The organism is Leptospira perdikensis (genome assembly GCF_004769575.1).
In the GTDB taxonomy this organism is placed as follows: domain Bacteria; phylum Spirochaetota; class Leptospiria; order Leptospirales; family Leptospiraceae; genus Leptospira_A; species Leptospira_A perdikensis.
In genome coordinates, this window is sequence record NZ_RQGA01000014.1 from 159,005 (window position 1) to 177,934 (window position 18,930).

Annotated in this window: 16 protein-coding genes; 7 read left to right on the top strand and 9 right to left on the bottom strand. The window is 40.2% G+C overall.

What is annotated here, in order from left to right; all coding sequences use genetic code 11:
* The first annotated feature begins 3 nt into the window (after positions 1 to 3).
* Positions 4 to 402, top strand: coding sequence for an Hsp20/alpha crystallin family protein (locus EHQ49_RS13585; RefSeq protein ID WP_135580205.1), 399 nt, complete (start codon positions 4 to 6; stop codon positions 400 to 402).
* A gap of 86 nt (positions 403 to 488) precedes the next feature.
* Here EHQ49_RS13585 and hisC read toward each other — a convergent pair whose 3' ends face one another.
* The 3 genes from hisC to EHQ49_RS13600 are packed head-to-tail and all read right to left on the bottom strand — an operon-like array spanning position 489 to position 4,482.
* Positions 489 to 1,556: a histidinol-phosphate transaminase gene (gene hisC, locus EHQ49_RS13590; protein ID WP_135580206.1), complete on the bottom strand. Its 1,068-nt coding sequence runs from the start codon at positions 1,554 to 1,556 to the stop codon at positions 489 to 491.
* 31 nt (positions 1,557 to 1,587) lie between these two features.
* Complete coding sequence (locus tag EHQ49_RS13595) at positions 1,588 to 3,105, bottom strand: 2-isopropylmalate synthase (RefSeq protein WP_135580207.1); 1,518 nt, start codon at positions 3,103 to 3,105, stop codon at positions 1,588 to 1,590.
* Positions 3,106 to 3,114: 9 nt separating this feature from the next.
* Positions 3,115 to 4,482, bottom strand: coding sequence for a hypothetical protein (locus EHQ49_RS13600; RefSeq protein WP_135580208.1), 1,368 nt, complete (start codon positions 4,480 to 4,482; stop codon positions 3,115 to 3,117).
* A 46-nt stretch (positions 4,483 to 4,528) separates the two neighbouring features.
* Between EHQ49_RS13600 and EHQ49_RS13605 the strand changes: the two genes are divergently transcribed.
* A complete protein-coding gene (locus EHQ49_RS13605) occupies positions 4,529 to 4,897 on the top strand; it encodes a VOC family protein (protein WP_135580209.1) in 369 nt (122 codons plus the stop codon).
* On the opposite strand, the gene EHQ49_RS13610 is transcribed toward EHQ49_RS13605, so the two are convergent.
* Both EHQ49_RS13610 and EHQ49_RS13615 read right to left on the bottom strand, forming a co-directional pair.
* On the bottom strand, positions 4,876 to 5,646 hold the full coding sequence (locus tag EHQ49_RS13610) for a glycerophosphodiester phosphodiesterase (RefSeq protein WP_135580210.1): 771 nt from the start codon (positions 5,644 to 5,646) through the stop codon (positions 4,876 to 4,878). The genes EHQ49_RS13605 and EHQ49_RS13610 overlap by 22 nt on opposite strands.
* Before the next feature lie 7 nt (positions 5,647 to 5,653).
* Entirely contained in the window at positions 5,654 to 6,364 is a 711-nt protein-coding gene (locus tag EHQ49_RS13615; protein WP_135580211.1) for a queuosine precursor transporter, read from the bottom strand.
* Between the two features lie 144 nt (positions 6,365 to 6,508).
* On the opposite strand from EHQ49_RS13615, the gene EHQ49_RS13620 reads away from it, so the two are divergent.
* Positions 6,509 to 8,080 (top strand): glycosyl hydrolase family 18 protein, encoded by a 1,572-nt coding sequence (locus tag EHQ49_RS13620; RefSeq protein ID WP_135580212.1) that lies wholly within the window; start codon positions 6,509 to 6,511, stop codon positions 8,078 to 8,080.
* 1 nt (position 8,081) lies between these two features.
* Positions 8,082 to 9,089: an L-threonylcarbamoyladenylate synthase gene (locus tag EHQ49_RS13625; protein WP_135580213.1), complete on the top strand. Its 1,008-nt coding sequence runs from the start codon at positions 8,082 to 8,084 to the stop codon at positions 9,087 to 9,089.
* A gap of 16 nt (positions 9,090 to 9,105) precedes the next feature.
* On the opposite strand, the gene EHQ49_RS13630 is transcribed toward EHQ49_RS13625, so the two are convergent.
* Positions 9,106 to 10,740, bottom strand: coding sequence for a S49 family peptidase (locus EHQ49_RS13630; RefSeq protein ID WP_135580214.1), 1,635 nt, complete (start codon positions 10,738 to 10,740; stop codon positions 9,106 to 9,108).
* A gap of 40 nt (positions 10,741 to 10,780) precedes the next feature.
* On the opposite strand from EHQ49_RS13630, the gene uvrA reads away from it, so the two are divergent.
* Together uvrA and EHQ49_RS13640 are read left to right on the top strand one after the other, a co-directional pair.
* Positions 10,781 to 13,672 (top strand): excinuclease ABC subunit UvrA, encoded by a 2,892-nt coding sequence (gene uvrA / locus EHQ49_RS13635; protein ID WP_135580215.1) that lies wholly within the window; start codon positions 10,781 to 10,783, stop codon positions 13,670 to 13,672.
* A 6-nt stretch (positions 13,673 to 13,678) separates the two neighbouring features.
* Positions 13,679 to 14,734 (top strand): acyl-CoA dehydrogenase family protein, encoded by a 1,056-nt coding sequence (locus EHQ49_RS13640; protein ID WP_135580216.1) that lies wholly within the window; start codon positions 13,679 to 13,681, stop codon positions 14,732 to 14,734.
* Here EHQ49_RS13640 and EHQ49_RS13645 read toward each other — a convergent pair.
* From EHQ49_RS13645 to EHQ49_RS13655, 3 genes are read right to left on the bottom strand one after another with little or no spacing between them, the layout of a single operon-like run.
* A complete protein-coding gene (locus EHQ49_RS13645; RefSeq protein ID WP_135580217.1) occupies positions 14,731 to 15,684 on the bottom strand; it encodes a cation diffusion facilitator family transporter in 954 nt (317 codons plus the stop codon). The genes EHQ49_RS13640 and EHQ49_RS13645 overlap by 4 nt on opposite strands.
* Positions 15,677 to 16,723: an OmpA family protein gene (locus tag EHQ49_RS13650; RefSeq protein ID WP_135580218.1), complete on the bottom strand. Its 1,047-nt coding sequence runs from the start codon at positions 16,721 to 16,723 to the stop codon at positions 15,677 to 15,679. Before EHQ49_RS13650 ends, EHQ49_RS13645 begins: the two co-directional genes overlap by 8 nt.
* A complete protein-coding gene (locus tag EHQ49_RS13655; protein WP_135580219.1) occupies positions 16,713 to 17,405 on the bottom strand; it encodes a hypothetical protein in 693 nt (230 codons plus the stop codon). The genes EHQ49_RS13650 and EHQ49_RS13655 overlap by 11 nt, the downstream gene beginning before the upstream one ends.
* Before the next feature lie 65 nt (positions 17,406 to 17,470).
* Here EHQ49_RS13655 and mgtE point away from each other — a divergent pair, with 65 nt between their 5' ends.
* Entirely contained in the window at positions 17,471 to 18,871 is a 1,401-nt protein-coding gene (gene mgtE, locus EHQ49_RS13660) for a magnesium transporter (protein WP_135580220.1), read from the top strand.
* Positions 18,872 to 18,930: the final 59 nt, after the last annotated feature.

Sequence of the window (18,930 nt, forward strand, 5' to 3'; positions counted from 1 at the left end):
ATTATGAATACACTCACTAAAGAAAACAATCAAGAAGCAAAAGAGAACGTTGCCGAAAAAGACCAGAAGGTAACAACTAGAGTTTACTCGCCAAATGTAGATGTGTTGGAAACAGAAGAAGAACTTCTATTTCGAGTCGAAATGCCTGGTGTGGATCAATCTTCGGTAGAAATTTCTATAGAGAAAGATCAGTTGATTTTGGAAGGTAAATTTGTTCCATCTCTAGAGGCTCGGGGGCAAGTACGTCTTGCTGAGTACAGAGAAGGAAATTACTTCCGTAAATTTACAATTGGAAAGGCAATCCATTCGGATAAAGCAACTGCAAAAATGAAGAATGGAATTTTAGAGCTTACCATTCCGAAAATGGAGCCGAAAAAAACAAAGGTTGAAATCCAGAAATAAATGAATCCTTGTTAGGTGTTTGGTAATCCCTAATCAAAATTCATTACAAACCCGGATTACCCATTTAGGTACTCCGGGTTTGTTTTTTATAAAAAGTTACAAATTGTTTCCAATAGTTTTTGATTTTCCTCTGGAGTTCCAATAGTAATCCGAATGTAGTCCTTAGAAATTCCCGTAGAGAAATAACGAATGAGGATATTTTTTTCTTTTAATTGTAAGTATAAACTTTCAGGAGAGATTCCTACTTTTGGTTTACAAAATAGAAAGTTGGTTGATGAGTTTGGGATTATAAAACCTAGAGATTCCAATTCCTTTTTTAACTTTGTTCTTTCCGCAATCACTGCTAACCGTTTTTCTAAAAAGTATTCTTTGTCTGCGTAAGAAACTTCCGCCACCACTTGTTCCAAGATTCCCACGTTATAAGAATCTTTTAATTTGCGAATCCAAGAAATGACATCGATGGATCCCACAATAAACCCAACCCGTAATCCTGCCAGCGCATAAGATTTGGAAAAGGTACGGGAGACCACGAGATTCGGATGATTTCTAATTTCCGAAATTAAACTTGTGTTAGGTTCTGTAAAATCAATATAAGCTTCATCGGAAAGTACAATTCCTGAAAAATTTTTAACTAAGTTTAAAAGTTCGGTTTTATCTTCTTCCACACCGGTTGGGGCATTGGGATGGGCAAAACAAAGTAACTTTCCTTGTTCTTTTGATAGGGCGGGAAAATCAAAATGTAGATTAGGAAGAAGGGGAACTGCTTTGTAAGTGGCTCCCACCATCATTTGTTCTGTAAGGACCGGGTAATAAGAATAGGTTGGATCGGGTGCCACCACCACATCTCCCGGACCAATCAATGTATGGAATAACATCCGTAAGGCTTCGTCTGAACCATTGGTGACTAAGATTTGGTTGGGATCCAAATCATAATCTTTGGCAATCAATTCTTGAAGTTTTCTTGCGTGATAGTTGGGATATTTTCGTAAAACACCTGTTTGTAAAACCTTTTCTACTGCTTCTCTGATTTTTGGAGAAGGTGGATAAGGGTTCTCGTTGGTATTGAGTTTGATCGTAGACGTAGTAAGGCCAGGTTGTTCGCCCGGAGTGTATGGTTTGAAAGCAGGTAACTCCTTGCGGACCAGTGCCTCCATTGAGAATGTTACATTTGAATTTGTCACTGGATTATAACCGGTTCAAAGCATTGATATAGGCTTTCGCACAGGCTTCAATGATATCTGTGGAATCTCCCTTCCCTACAACTCGCCTCTCGCCATCTTCTAAAGTAACAGAAGCTTCCGCCATAGCATCAGTACCTTCTGTTACAGGTGAAATCACAAGTCTAGAAAGGAGAGGGGAAAGTCCTGTGACAAGGTTAATGGCTTTAAAGATACTATCAACTGGTCCATCACCATGGGCTTCTCCTTGTTTGATTTCTCCTTTGATTTGCAAAGAGATTTTGGAATCAGGAGTTTTGTTTGTTCCCGTATTTTGTTCAAAGGAAACAAGTCGGTAGATTTCATCAACTTGAGAACGACTGATCTCACCTTGAAATAGAGCAGCAATGTCTTCATCAAAGACTTCCTTTTTTTTATCTGCTATTTCAAGGAAACGATTGTAAGCATTGTCAATTTCCTCTGGTTTTGGATCAAATCCCATGCGGATGATTCTATCTTTAAATCCAGCTCTTCCGGAGTGACGACCAAGGACCATACGATTGGATTTGAGTCCCACGGATTCTGGAGTCATAATTTCATAAGTTTGTCTGTTTTTAATCACACCATCTTGGTGGATTCCAGATTCGTGAGCAAAGGCATTAGCACCCACAATTGCTTTGTTAGGTTGAACGACCATTCCTGTAATGGTTTTTACTAGATGCGAACCACGAGTGATCAGAGTAGAATCTATATTTGTTTCCACTCCGAAGGCATCCTTTCTTGTTTTGAGAGCCATCACCACTTCTTCCATGGCAGTGTTGCCTGCTCGTTCTCCGATTCCGTTGATTGTACATTCGATCTGACGACCGCCCGCAAGAACCGTCGCAAGTGAGTTTGCAACCGCAAGGCCAAGATCGTTATGGCAATGTGCAGAAAAAATAACTTTGTCAGCTCCCTTTACTTCCTTTTTTAGGAAACGAAATAGATCCATATACTCTTGTGGAGTTGTATATCCAACCGTGTCTGGAATGTTGATGGTCGTGGCACCTTCTTCAATCACTGCTTCGACTAACTCGCGTAAGAACTCCCATTCGGAACGTGTTGCATCTTCTGGTGAAAATTCTACATCGGTGACAAAGTCTCTTGCCATTTTTACTGCAAGTCTTGCCATCTCCAAAACTTCTGCAGGTGTTTTTCCCAATTTGTGTTTCATATGAATGGGAGAGGAAGCAATGAAGGTATGAATTCTTTTGAGTTTCGCAGGTTTTAATGCATCACGTGCTGCTTCTAAATCGGGACGAAGTGCCCGGGAAAGCCCACAGATAATTGGACCTTCGATTTCTCGAGCGATTCTTTCTACCGCTTTGAATTGGACAGGAGAGGAAACCGGAAACCCGGCTTCGATGATATCAACTTTCATTCGGGCAAGGTGTAAGGCAATTTCCACCTTTTCATCTTCGCTCATCGCAGCCCCGGGGCATTGTTCCCCGTCCCTTAGAGTGGTATCAAATATGCGTACGTAATCTTCCATCTCCTTCCAGATCATAGGTTCGCTTTACTCTGTCAAGTTCGTATGAAATGCACCCGTGATCCAATGGTAGGGTTTCCCATCTTTACCAATGGGGATGGGCGTTTTCCCACTTTTACTCCAAAACCGGATGGGTTTTTCCAAGTCATAAGGAACTTCTCCATCTGTGATCCGGGAAAACTGAGAGCTTACTCTATCCCTTGGGAAGGGTAAGTAGGTAAGGAGATAGAGGATGGCCGAGAAGAGTAATAAAAACTGAAATGTGGAAATCCATCGTGAATAAGAGAGGAACACCCATGTGGTTCCCAAGATTCCAAAAAACCCCAGGGGAAATAAATACCGAATGGGATAGGGATGGAGATAGGTGAACCTTCCGACAAGAAGGAGAAGGCCGAGAAGGACCGGAAAAAAAACAATTAGCAGGTGGCGGATGAGTTTCGGAAATTTCGGAAAACCAATCAAAACTAAACCCAAAAGGACAAGAATCGACTTGCCTTGGTAGTAGATATGTTTTGAAAAATCCCAAAGATAGGTTCCGGCCAAGGAAGGGATTTTCTCCACAGGTTGGTTTGCCAGATAATTTCCTAAAATCTGAAAACTTCCCGGAATGTGAAAGGTCTGTTTCAATCCCCAAAATATGAGTTCATTGAGAAAAAGAAAAAGAATCGCTAAGGACCAAAATCTTTTTTTTTGGAAATAGGAAACTCTTTCGGAGAGAGGAAGGTTTGTATCCCAAATCCGTACTACAAAAAAAGAAATGGCACCTACAGAAAAGGAAAATCGGTCCGAGAGATAAAGTAAAGAAAATCCAATAAAAAAAAATAGAGTGAATGGTAAGGGGAGGAAGTTGACTACGCCGACTTCATTCTCGAATCTTGTTTTATCGTTTAACAGAGAGTAAAGGTAAATGGCAAGTAAAAGTGAGAAAAAAAAACCTGTGCTATGATGTGCTTGGGAAAGAAAATAAACAAAGGGAAGTGGATGATCCGATGTCCAGTATCCTAAAAGAGAAATACATATAAAAATAAATTCCAATCGATAGAGAAACTGTAAAGAATCTGTTTTGTTTGTATATTGGGAAAGGAAAACGCAAATACCGAGTAACACAAAAAACATTTGGAGAGTTCCATACGCTGAGGGAAGGTATAAAAAAGGAACCAAAGGATAGAGGATTAGATTTAAAATAAGATCGGGAAAAAAATAGGGAGAAGGAGGAAGGAACCAGTGGCGAACTCCCTCAGAGGAAACTAAGTCTTTCACAAATAGGGGGAGATACAAATGGTCTGCAGAATGAAGAGATTCAAAATAAATTGTTTCGCATAACAAAAAGTTAATGATTGTAGAACTTAGAAAAAATAAAAAAAAGGATAATGGTTTTGGAGATTGGATCGACATAGGATTCTAAACCGGGAACCTCAACATAACGAAGTGAGTTCTTTGCATGATGAATACAACAAAAAACATGGATTTAGTTCTTCCTCAGTTCTTCTCTGTGAATTTAGACGGTGGTGAAAATACTACGATTCCACTACGGTTTTACCTATCGTTTCTCGGGGGGACCGTCCTAAAAGAAAGTTTTGGCCATTCTGAATTGAAATTAGAATCAGGGGAACGTTTGGTTTTTTCGAAAACCACGGAACATTGCCCTGTGCGTCCGGGAACCATCACTCTTCTTTGTGACAACGCGATTAAAAAACATCCAGAATTTTCCTCTCTCCAACTTGTACAATCTGTGCCAGAAAAAAATTATTCTTTGTATGAAGATCCTTGGGGAAATTGGATCTGGATTTATTTTTTGGATTCTAAATAATAGGCCAAACGGTCTGGATAGTCAGTGATGAGACCGGCCACTCCAACTTCTAACAATTGATTCCATTCTTCTTCGGTATTGGTTGTATAAGGAATCACAAGTAATGATTTCTCTCTTAAGTCTTGCACAAATTCTTTAGTACAAGCAGAAAGATGAGGGAGAATCAGATCCGGTTCAAATTCCATATAATTCTTGTTTAGCGAATCTCCTTTTTCGATCAGAAGTCCTCGTAATACTTCGGGTTCTTCCATTCGTATGAGATCCACTAAGTCCCAATCAAAACTACTCACCCAAATTCGATTGGTTAGTTTGTATTTTCGAATGAGTTTGACAAGGGCAGAAGCGAGAGCCTGCCTTTCTTCTTTTTTACCCTCACTTTTCATTTCAATATCAAATACCGTGTTTTCCGGAAGGGTTTGGATCACCTGAGAGAGTGTCGGAATTTGTTCTCCCTCAAAGGCCTCCTCAAAAAAACTTCCGGCATCTAGTTCTGCTAAAGCGCGATATTTATAGTCTGCCACTTTTCCTTTTCCATCGGTAGTGCGATCCACTGTAAAGTCATGGATGACTACAAGTTCTCCGGAACCACAAAGCATCGTATCCAATTCAAAGTAATGTGTAGACTCGGATCCCACAAGAAACGAAACGAGAGTGTTTTCTGGAGCTAGTCCCCGTGCACCTCTATGTCCAATATTGGCTGGATTTTTTCCGAGTATGGATTTAAGTCTTTCGATTCTTGGTTGGAACATGGTCACCTTACCCGGGTTGGATGGTCGATTCCAACCCTTCTTCCTCCATCGCTGATCGGAACATTTGTTTTTTTAAAGTTTCCCCTAAATAACGATCAATGTAGATATGGATGGCATAAAGAAGAGGGGTGATGAGGATAGCGACCCCCAATTTATAAAGAAAGTTGGTATTGGCAATGGCGACGAGTTTCGATACGGGATGGTATTTCCCCAGGGCAATGAAGATCACCACATAAGAATCAATGAGTTGAGAGATGATGGTAGATCCCGTAGCCCGAAGCCAGATATGTTTTCCTCCCGTTTTTTTGCGAAGGAAATGAAAGGTGTGGAGGTCAATCATTTGACCAATCACATAGGCGATGATGGAACCAAGGATCACAAGACCAGAATTGGCAAACACACGTTCGAAGGAGGCATCGTCAATTGGCGACTCGGGGCTTGCAGGGATTTGAATGTCGATCATAATGAGAAGATAAGCAAAACCTAACATGACCATCCCAAGGAAGGTCGTGGCTCGAACTACCTTCCTGCCATAGTATTCGTTTAATAAATCGGTGATGATAAATGTGACAGGAAAAGGGATAACCCCCATTGTCATAGTGAATCCAAAGGCAAAAAATAATTTACTACCGGTAAGTTCGGCAAGCAAAAGAAAGGTTAGAAAAAAACTGAGAAGAACCGTATAGAGGATAACCGGTTTTTGTTTGAGAACGTGCATAGATTTCTTTTTCCTTTCATTTCAATTTAGGCTAGGAGAGAATCCCTTCTAAAAAAATATGGGATGAGAAATAGGGTGAGAGCGTTTTCAATATTCTCTACTCTTTTTTTCATCCGCGTTCGATAATCATACTAGAAGTAATATATGCCCGAATCTCAAATCCCATCCTCCCCCAAACGTCCGCTCTCGAATGCGGCTAAATATTCCTTATTATTTGCCTCTTGGGTCTTTTTATCCACAATCTCCTTCTATTTAGGAATGAATTTGATCCAACCCAACGGCACGGCCCTCGTTTTAAAAGACAGTCCCAAAACGGGAAATGCCAATCCGAGCGTTGTGGAAGCCTCCACTCCATCCCTTGGCACCCCTTCGGAGATGGAAACAAAGGACAGCTCTGAATCTGAAGCGCCACAGACTGTGGAAGAATCGGCGGAACTCCCCAGTTTTCTTCCAGATGAAAACGTAACTTTTCGTTCCTCTGCTTGGTCCACAGACTGGACGGCGATGAAAAAAACAGTACACTTATATAACGAAATCCATCCCTTCATTTATACGATGAAAGGAGGACTTTCCAATAACGGAGAATTGATTTCCAGTTGGTCTAGCACTTCCAAAAAGGAACGTGTTTTGGAACTCCGTGCCTTAAATCCTAAAGTCAAAATCATTCCTACCATTTTTCGTTGGGAAAATCCAAAAGAAAAAATCCAAGAAAACATCGGAATGGGTGGTAGAAATGACATCCGTGACCACCACATCCAAGTTATTGTGAATGAAATTATGACTTATGGTTATGATGGAATTGACATTGATTATGAAGGAATGTCTTGCGATAAAAAGGAAAAGTTCGAAGAGTTTTTTGTCCTTCTTGCACGAGAAGTTCATAAAAAAGGAAAACTGATTTCCGTTGCCGTTCATCCAAAAACACCTGCGGAAAAAAGTAAAAAGAAAGAATTGAATTGCCGTGGCCTTTCCAAAGCCATCACTCTTGACTTTCGTGAAAATTGGAGAGGGCCTACTACTCACGACTATGCCTTCCTAGCCAAACACGCAGACCGCGTGAAAATTATGGCTTATGAACTTCATCCGAGAAAATACCATAATCCTGGACCTGGCCCTCAAGCCCCGAACGTTTGGTTGAAAGACATCATTACTTATGCTAAAAAAAGAGTGCCAACACATAAACTTTATATGGCAATTCCAACTTATGGATATGACTGGGCTCTCAATTGTAAGGCTTCGGCAAAAGCCATTTACCACTCGGATGCACAAAGAATCAAAGCCGGGGCACATAAAAATCGCCAACCAACAGATATCAATCGCATCTTAAATGAAGAAAACAAAGTGGCTAGTTGGAGAAACTTATCTAAGTTTTCTGACATTCATAAGAACCGTGCGTATGAAGATCCTTCCCTTTGGTATACCAGCGGTGGATGTGATCGAGTGGCTTTTTATATGAACAGAAAAGCCTTCGAAGAAAAAATGACCCTATTACGAAAATATGATTTGGGTGGATTTTCTTTCTGGCAACTGGTAACAGACAATGATCCAGAAATCAATGTTTACTTAAGTAAGTTGGTTCAAGGCCAACTCCCTCCTGTAGAAAAAGCGAAAGAGGAAGAAGAACCAAAAGAAGAAACTACAATTCCTGTAACTGATTCGAAAGAATCATTGAAAGTTTCCGATTCGAAATCAAAAACAAAAACCAACAAATTTTAAAATGAAAACCTTAATCTCTTCGGATGTACGTTTGCTTGCGAACCTCATCCAAGAGGGAAAGGTCGTTATTTTCCCCACAGAGACAGTCTATGGGATTGGGGCTTCCACAAAGTTGGAAGCAGCTTGCCTTCGCGTGTATGAAATCAAAGGAAGACCCAAAGACAATCCCCTCATTGCCCATTTCCATTCGATAAAAGCCATCGAAGAGGTATGTATATTAGGAGATTTAGGACGAAAGTTGTTAGAAAAATTTTCCCCAGGTCCTCTCACTCTCATTCTTCCAAAAAAAGACAAATCACTATTCCCAAAAGAGTTAGCTACATTAGCGGTGCGAATTCCGAAAAACCCAGTCATTCGTGATTGGATCGAACTTACTGGTTCTCCCATTTCTGCTCCATCAGCCAATCTTTCGGGGAGACCTTCTTTAACGAAGTTAGCAGATGTGATCCGCTATTTTGATGGAGTTGTGGATGGCATTTTGGAAGCAGAGGAACCCAGTTTTGGTATTGAATCTACTGTGGTAAGCCTGGTTGGGAAAACACCGGCACTTCTGAGACCAGGCTCCATTGAATCCACCGAACTTCTGTCAATCCTACCCGATCTTTGGATTCCAGAGCCTACTGCCAAAAATGATATTCGGGCCGTACCCTTAAGCCCCGGAACCAAATACAAACACTATGCACCCAATGCCCGTGTGGTCTTAGCAACCACTGAAGAGTTTTTATACAGTTTAAAGACAATGAGTGAATCGACTCTTACGGCATGGATTGGATTTTCATGGACAGGTAAGGAAATCATCGGTTTAGAGGAAATGACTGAAAAACAATCCTTAGGTAAAAATCACAGATTTTGTTCTGTGTCATCTAATGAAGATTATGCGTCTAAACTATATGCTTTTTTTGAATCCTGCGACCTTGCAGGAATTCGAACCATTTTTTGCGAAGTTCCAAAACCGGAACGGGGAGAAGAGGGACTTCGCAATCGTTTGGAAAAAGCAACCGGTGGTTAGAAAAACAAATTTTAAATTATTTTCTGTTTTTCCAAGCCAAACGAATTGGTGAGAGAAGAGAAATTTCATTGAGTGACTCTAAGGTTTTCAGTTCCGTAATGAGTCCACCAAGGATGGGAATTTTATTTCTCAAATTATATGCCGGGAGTTCTTCAGAAAGAGTGATGGGTTTACCACCTAACCGTTCTTTCACTTCATGTACTGCATCTAAAAGCCCGCCGAGAGCATCTACGATTCGATTCTCAACCGTTGGTAAATAAACCCTTCCCATTCCAATTTTTGGTAGGTTTTCTAGTGGAATTTTTCTTCCTTCGGCAACACGTCTGTAAAACAAACCTTCTGTTTTTTTAATTTGTGATTCTAAATATTGAACACTTTGTTTGGAAAGGGGTTGGAATTCTGAGTGAATGTCTCGAAAAGGATAAAAACCAACAGCTTCTTTATTTAGCTGAAACTTCTTATATAACTTTTGTAAATTGGCACGAATGCTAACGGCCCCGATGGATCCTGTAATACAAACAGGAGAGGCAGTGATATGATCAACCGCCGAACCAAGGTAATACCCGCCGCTTGCGACAGTATCTTTGAAATAAGCAGTTACAATTTTGGTTTTCTTTAATTCCAAAATTTCTTGGTGGATTTGTTCGGAGTAAAATGCCGAACCACCAGGTGAGGAGATTTCTAAAATTACGGCTTTGATTTTTTTGTCTTCACCAAGGGCTTTTAGATTCGGAATGAGTGAGAAGGCTTCGATTTTTCCATTTTCTCTATTTTTATGTAAAAAATCCCCGCCAGAAATTCCTCCTTCTAAGGGAAGGACAACTACTTCTGCTTTTCGTTTTGGTAAAATACGAAATTCTTTGATACTGTAGTGTAGAGATGGATAGTTACCGGAAAATACCTTTCTATCTTCAGAGAAAAATTCTGTTTCTGTTTTGATACCGTCGATGATTCCTGCTGATAATAATTCATCCGCAGATAACATCGGTTTGTAAAAGACTGATTCGAGTGATGGATTTCCGTTGGTAAGAGCTATGAGTAAAACTTTCCGTAGATCTAGAATTAAGGTTTCTAAATTCTTTTTTGCTTCCTTAGAAAATTCTCCCCTTGTAAAACTTTCTGCAAAGGACTTGTAGGGGCCAGAAGCAAAAGCCTGAACTTCTATCCCCCAAGTTTTCAGAAACTTGCCGAAAAACATGGGTTCGGCGCTTGGAAGTAAAACCATAAATTCTGACTCTGGTGCCAAATACTTTTCGGTTGCTGCCGTGAGAAGTAAGAGGGTACCGACACCACCTTCTTTGGTAAAGATTCGCACCTTTTTACCGGATTCTTTAATTGCCAAAAGTTGGTTTCTCACTTCATAAAATTCAGAAAGTGTCCATTCGAGTGGAGGAAGGGAGATATCTAAAGTTTTGATTTTTCCATTCTTTTGGATGAGTTTGAGAAGGATGAGAAGTTCGAGTCTTGTGACTGTTTCTTCCTTACCTTGTAATTTTTTGACAAAATAGGATTTGTAAGAATCTTCAAAAACCGCAGGGAATTCGAGTTCATAGACCTCTTTCCCTGATTGGAAAATAAGGCTTAGACGTAGGTAAATCTGGTACAGAAGGCGAAAGGGTAAGAAAATTACCAAAAAAAGAATTCGAAACACGGGCGAACCTCTTCCGTCATTTCTTAAAATTCTTTCCAGAATGAAAGAGGAAAACAACCTATCCGATGTGGATTCCTTTATTCGTATTCGTGGCGCCCGAGAACATAACCTTAAAAACTTAAACCTAGACATTCCTCGAGACAAACTTGTGGTCATCACTGGACTTTCGGGTTCGGGAAAGTCTTCCTTGGCCTTTGATACCATTTATGCTGAGGGACAACGTCGGTATGTGGAATCCCTTTCTAGTTATGCCCGTCAGTTCCTCGGGCAAATGGAAAAACCGGAAGTTGATCAAATCGAGGGATTAAGTCCCGCAATCTCCATTGAACAAAAAACAACACACAGAAACCCGCGTTCTACGGTTGGGACAGTCACGGAAATTTACGACTATTTACGACTGTTATATGCAAGAGTAGGGAAACCTCATTGTCCTAAATGTGGAACACCAATTTCTAGTCTTTCGGTCGATCAAATCACAGACAGGATCAATTTATTCCCGGAAGGAACCAAACTCCAAATTATGGCCCCGGTCATCCAAGGGAAAAAAGGGGAACACCGCGAAGTTCTCGAACGTTTTAAAAAGGAAGGTTTTAATCGGGTTCGTGTGAACGGAGAAGTTTATTCCCTTGAGGATGAAATTCCCTTAAAGAAAAACTTCAAAGCAGATATAGATATTGTTGTAGATCGGATCGTAATGAAACCAGGAATCCAATCCCGGTTGTCTGATTCTGTGGAAACGGCTCTTAAGACGGCAGATGGAATTGTAGTGGTGGAAGATGGAGAAAAAGACCATCTATTCTCACAAAAACTTTCTTGCCCCAAGTGTGATGATGTCAGCATTCCAGAGCTCACTCCCAGGTTATTTTCTTTTAACTCTCCATTTGGCGCTTGTTCCAATTGTGATGGGCTCGGTGCCCTTCTTGAATTTGATGAATCCCTTCTTGTTACTGATAGAGAGGCATCTCTTGCGGAAGGTTGTATTGAGGCTTGGGGTGGTTCTAAATCCAATTCTTATTGGTACGTGGCCACCATACAAGCGTTATCTAAAAAACTGAAATTCAATTTAAACACCGCTTGGAAAGATTTATCAGAGAAGGTTCGAAACACCATTCTACATGGGGATGCTTCGATTCATATCGACTATGATTTCCGCGGAGCCAATTCTCATTATGAATTTTCCAAAAATTATGAAGGTGTGATTCCGAATCTGAAACGTCGTTACAAAGAAACCAAATCTGATTCGATGCGCCAGTGGTTTGAATCGTTTATGACAAATCATGATTGTGATGAATGTAACGGTCGGCGACTACGACCCGAAGCTCTTGCAGTCAAAGTTCAAGGTGTTGGAATTGATGTTTATACCGGTTATTCGATTGAAAAGGCTTTAGAGTTTACCAAGTCATCGGAATATAAAGGAGCAGAAGACACCATATCTAAACCAATTTTGAAGGAAATCTTACAACGCCTTCATTTTTTAAACGATGTGGGTGTTGGATACTTAAACTTAAGTCGGTCTGCAGGAACACTATCTGGTGGTGAGATGCAAAGGATACGCCTTGCAACCCAAATTGGTTCCCGCCTAATGGGCGTTTTGTACATTTTGGATGAACCATCGATTGGCCTCCACCAAAGAGACAATACGAAACTTGTACAAACCTTAAAAGGGCTTCGTAATTTGGGAAATACGGTTCTTGTTGTAGAACATGATAAAGAAACCATGGAAGAGGCTGATTTTATTGTCGATATGGGTCCAGGTGCTGGAGTCCACGGAGGGGAAATTGTAGCTTTCGGAACACCTGAACAAATCAAAAAAGACAAACATTCGGTCACAGGAAAATTCCTTTCGGGAGAAAAAAGAATCTCCATGCCAGAGACAAGACGTATTGGTAATGGAAAATTCCTAAAAATTACAGGTGCTAGTCACAACAATTTAAAAAATATTGATGTATCGATCCCTCTTGGAACTTTAACGGTTGTTACAGGGGTTTCTGGATCTGGAAAGTCCACTCTAATTAATGAAATTCTCTATAAGGAACTAGCAAGTTCTGTGATGGGGATGAAACTCATTCCAGGAAAACATAAAAAAATAGTTGGGAAAGATCAGATCGACAAAGTTATTAATATTGATCAGTCGGCAATTGGAAGAACTCCTCGTTCCAATCCAGCAACTTACACAGGTTTGTTTACTTTTGTTCGAGATTTATATAGCGGACTCGAAGAGGCCAAAGTCAGAGGTTATGGACCTGGCCGATTTAGTTTTAATGTGGCTGGTGGACGCTGCGAAAAATGTGAAGGGGACGGAATCTTAAAAATTGAAATGCATTTTCTTCCCGATATTTATGTCGAATGTGAGGTTTGTAAAGGTAAACGATACAACCGCGAAACTTTGGAAGTAAAATACAAAGGGAAAAACATAGCTGATATATTGGAAATGACAATTGAGGAAGCTGTTGTCTTTTTTGAAAATATTCCAAACCTAAAACGTAAGTTAGATACTCTTATGGATGTGGGTCTAGGTTATATCAAACTAGGACAAGCTGCCACTACCTTTTCCGGCGGTGAAGCACAAAGGATCAAACTTTCTACGGAACTGTCTAAACGCCCTACGGGAAAAACTCTTTATATTTTGGACGAACCCACAACGGGTCTCCATTTCGAAGACATCGAAAAGTTACTTTCTGTCCTCCAAGTCCTTGTTGATAAAGGAAATTCAATGGTCATCATTGAACACAACTTAGATGTGATCAAAGCGGCCGATTATCTCATTGATATTGGTCCTGAAGGTGGTGACGGTGGCGGTGAGGTGATTGCTACGGGAACTCCTGAAGAAGTAGTTACCGTAAAACGTTCGTTTACTGGTCATTACTTAAAGAAAGTATTGGAAGAAGAGAAGGCACTTGATCTTAAGTATTCTAAAAAAAAATCTAAATAATCCGCTGTGTCACTCGGTTCAGAAAATTTAATTCTAAAATACGGTGTATCTGGTTCTTCTTACCCCAAAGATACTGGTGGACCAGAAACAGGATTCTATCGGAGTTGGAAACCCTATCTCATTCAGGAGGGTTTTTATCATTTCCTTTTGGGCCTTGAGTCCTATTTAGAATTTCAAAAGAAACTTTCATTACTCGCGGAAGAACCAGTGGGAGTATCCTTGGCCCTTTCTTGTATGGTGGAGGTAAATGTGGCAGGGGGGATCCTTCTCCAATCCGAAACTACAAAGCAAAATCGATTCCAAAATGAAAACGCAAAGGATAAGCAAACTCTTACGAATCTGGAAGGTTCCCATTGGGCTGCCTTTCAAAACGAAACACCTACAAGGATTTATGCTGTCGGGGTAAGTGAGCCGGGTTGGGAAACCAAACTTCGAAAGTTGAAGTCCAGACTAGAGAATGGAAAACTCTCCGGGACAAAATCATTTATCACAAACGGTGGAGAAGCAGACGTTATTTTTTGGGTCACCAAAAGAGAAGCTGAAAATCCAGTTTATTCGGTTCGGCGAAACATTGCCGAGAGTAATGTGGCAGTGGAAAATCAAATGATAGAGGAAAGTTTTCATACAGATTTCACACCGTTAGTAAGCCATCTAAAACTGACGTTATGCGAATATCCCATATTAGATTCGGATCTGATTTTAGAAAATTATGGGAAACTGGGTATGGAACTTCGTTTAAAGGAACTTCTATCTTTGGTTTCTTTACTCATAGGAAAAACCAAATCGGTATCTAAAGAAAATAAAAGGATCGCAGAAGAGAGAGAAATCCTGATCCGTTGGAGAGAAACCTTTCTTTCTCCATTGAATGGCAATCCGGAGGCAGAATATTTACTCACTGGATTTCCCTATCCAACAGATGCTTTACTTCTTGCCCTTACATCGCATTGGAATCTGGCTTCCCCAAAAGAACTAAAGTCGATTGATCCTGATTACCAACTTTTTGTTTGGGAAGACTCTTTTACGAATTATTTAGTCCAAAAGAAAAATAGAAAATCTTCTTAGTGGTGGTCGTGTGCATGCCCGTGGCTATGACCATGATGACCAAACTCTCGTTCTGTTTCTCTCACTGAGATTGCTTGTAATTTAGCTTTTAAGTCAGCGGAAAGAATTTCGACTGATACAAAAGGAACTCCAAATTCAGTTTTTAAAACTTGGTGGATTTCCAAAACAATTTTGTCTCTGTTTGCGTCTTGTTTCACTAATATTTGTATTTCTACAGAAAAAATACCGGAAGTGAGTTTGCGAACCGTAATGTTTTGCACCGATTCAATCCCTATTAAAACACGAATGTGTTCGAGTAAATGATCTTTATCAAAATCACTTGTATCCGCTTCTATCAATATCTCAATCGATTCTTTTACAATCCCGAATGAAGTTTTAAGAATGAAGATTCCAAGAATGATACTTAAAAAATGATCTACTTCTCGGTAACCAGTGAACTGGATGATGAGAGCTCCTACGACAACAGAGAAAGTTCCTAGTAGATCACTTAAGACATGTAGGTAAGCTGATTTTAAGTTGAGGCTATCTTTACTCACCCCGGCAAGTAAGGCCGCAGAAACTAAATTGATACAAAATCCAATCAGAGAGTAAGTGAGCATTGTACCTGCTTCTACGTGAGTTGATCCAGAAAATCGGCTTAAACTTTCATAAAGAATAAAGGCCGCAATTCCAATGAGCAGGAGTCCATTAAAAAGGGCCGCTAGAACCTCAAATCTGTGAAATCCAAAAGGGTATTTTGGGGTTGGTTTTTTCGAAGCAATCAGGAGAGCAAAAAGGGAAATTAGATGGGCAAATACATCTGTTATGATATGACCTGCATCGGCAAATAGAGCAAGGCTTCCACTCTCTCTGGAACCAATCCATTCAATGATAAAAATGAGAACTGATAATAAACCCGATAGGCTTAAGAATAACACCAATCGGGATCTTTTCGGTCTGGGTTTAGTCATTATTTGTGTTGAGTGAACCTGTCGCTCTTGGAACCACCACAATATCCACTCGGCGATTTAAGGCTTTGTTTTCCTTTGTAGTGTTTGGAACAATGGGTTGGAACTCACCATAACCCGCACTGGAAAAATTCTTCGGATTTAGATTTTTGTTTTGTAACATATATTCTAAAACGGATAATGCTCGTTCGCTGGAAAGATGCCAATTATTTCTGAACTTTGTTTTGATTGGGACATTGTCTGTATGTCCCTCCACAACTATGTAATTTTCCGGATAAGCAGCCAAAATTTCACGAATTTTTTCAATGGCAGGAAGAATGGCTGGTTTTAATTCAGAAGAACCACTATCAAAAGAAATTTTATCATCAATATTGATAATCAGTTTGTTATGAAATCGTTTGAGTCGGATCTGACCTGAGGTGATTTCTTTTGCTAACTTTTCTTCAAACTCTTTGGTTTGTTCGGCAAGTCGCTCTAATTCTCTTTTTTGTTCTTTGGTAAGTTTACGTAGGTTTCCGAGTTCTTCTTCTAAATTGCGAATCCTCTCTCTCAATTCATCCATTTTTGATTCGTAACTTTCACGGAGTTTCTGTTCTTTTTGAAGGCATTCCCGTTCTCGGTCTTCGAGTTTTTTCTTCAGTGCATCCAAATCAGCTCGATCTTTTTCTTCTCGTTTACGATTTTCATCGGCGAGGAGACGTTCTTTGTCCGTCCCTTTCTTTTCTAAACTACGAAGGCGCATATCATAATCGCGCATCTTATCCGAATACTCGTCCTGTTCTTTGGCACGATTTCGTTTTTCCAATTCCAAATCTTCAGTGAGATTTCGGTTTTGGATTTGAAGTTCCTTTTTTTCTTCTTCTAAACGGTTCAGTTCATTTTGATGTTGTTTGCGAATATCAGCAAGTTCCAATTCCAAAGCATATTTTTCTTTGTAGATTTGGTTGTATTCGTAAGGAAAATAAACCCAGTCCGCCGAGAGCCCGGAAACAAAAACAAAACTGAAAACAAAAAAATAGAAAAAACTGAAATTACTTCGCATCGTCAAAACTATCCTCTAAATTGACTTTTGGCAAACTAGGGGCTTCCGTTTTGACACGTTCCCAATCAGAGACACGCCTGCGAGCATCCGATTTTTTCTCCGCATATTGGGTTTCATAAATTTCTTTTTTGATGTATTCTGGATCTGCAGGTGTTTTTCCTTGGGATTCTTGGAACTTAACGGCAATTTCAGAACGCACTAATTCTAGTTCGGCGATAAGTTCCCCTAGAGCCGCTTCTTTCATTTCTAAATAAGCTTTGTCTTCTTTTTCTTTTTGGATCCAAGTTTTGTATCGGGTTTCTTCTTTGGCACGTTCCAATTCATGACTTTGGCTTTCTTCTAGATAACGTTTGGAAGTTTGTGAGTCTTCCTTCAATACAAAATAAGTTTCTTTGGTCCGGGCCAAATCTCGTTGGGAGCTATGTTTTGCAACTTTTGCCTGGGAGATTTTTATGGCTTGGCCCGTGAGGTTGTTCGCCTTTCTTTGGGCCGAGACCTCATTGTTTAGTTTGATGATTTTATCTGTAAGGACTTTTGTGGCGTTTTTTTGTTCCGCATTCATTACCTCATCACGCACATAGGCATCAGGAACCTTGTTGATCTTTGGTTCGAAGAGGACACATTGGGAAAAAACAAGGAGAAGAAAAAGATTCGTTTTCAAAATTCGAACTCGTGCCGACATAGGATATAGCCTATGCTCCACGTGACATAACCGTCAATTGCAAATTTCAGGAAATCCGCTGATTTATGGAAGAAGAAAGAAAGAAAGAGTCCGAATTCCGTATCAAAATCGACAGGGACAGCGATTCCTATGATGAGTTTGTCGGTCAGATCAAAGACCTGATTGGGGCTGAAGATTCCAAACAATTAAAATCAATGCTCGATGGGGCTCACCCCGCCGATATCGTTACCTTATTTCGTGATTTAGAAAGAGAAGAGGAATTGTATTTATTCCGTCTCCTTCCCGCAGAAGACCAAGCATACTCTCTCATCAAAATGGAAGAGGAAACTCTGGAATCTTTTTTGGAAGAACTTTCTGTAGATGAAATTTCAAATACCCTAAATCATATTGAAACAGATGAAACTACTTATTTATTAGCTTATCTTCCCGGAGCCAAGCGCGAGTTAGTTCTTGCGAATTTAAGTAAAGCCGCTAGTTTTGAAATCAGATCGCAATTGGGATTTCGGGAATATTCTGCCGGCCGATTAATGTCCAAAGACTTTGCAACGGTATCCATTACGGAAAACGTTCGTAAAGGAATTATCAATGTCCGTAAAAAAGCCAAAGAAATCGAAATTTACCAAGTTTATGTTACTGATGAAGATGGTGTTCTTGAAGGTTTTATTCCCCTAAAAGATTTATTCCTCACACCAATTAATACCAAGGTCGCAAAGATCACTAATTTCTCTGTATTTGCTTTTCATTATGATGTGGACCAGGAAGAGGTCGCCAATACATTCAAAAAATACGATTTAGTGAGTGCTGCTGTAACAGATGATTTAGGCCGGATCATTGGCCGAATCACTGTGGATGATGTGCTTGAAATCGTTGAGGAAGAGGCATCGGAAGATATCCTTCTCATGGCCGGGGTATCAGAGGATGAAAGATTATCCACCCCCATTTTACAATCGGTAAAACGCCGGATTGTTTGGTTGAATGTAAACTTACTTACGGCATTTGTTAGCTCCACTGTGGTTGCTTTTTTTGAAGATACCATTTCACAGATTGTGGTCCTAGCCACCCTTATGCCCATTGTGGCAGGGCTTGGTGGGAATGCAGGAACGCAATCAGTAACGGTTGTTATTCGTAATATTGCTACAGGAGATCTTTCTTTTTCTAATTGGTGGGAGGCAGTTCGTAAAGAATGTACCATTGGTGTATTGAATGGACTTGTTCTTGGTACTGTTACTGGATGTATGATATTTTTAGTGAAGGGTAATCTTGTTCTTGGACTTGTGGTGGGAACGGCTATGTTTGTGAATATGATTGTTGCTTCGCTCACAGGTTCTCTTGTTCCCATCGCTCTTAAGGCGATGCGTGTGGATCCAGCCATTGCTTCTTCTATTTTTGTTACGGCAACCACCGATGTTTGTGGATTTTTCTTTTTCCTCGGACTTGCCACAGTGTTTGCAAAATATTTAATTTAGGGATTGTCCTTTCTATTTTAAATTCTTGCCACTCAAGAGAAACCCCCAAATACTGATGT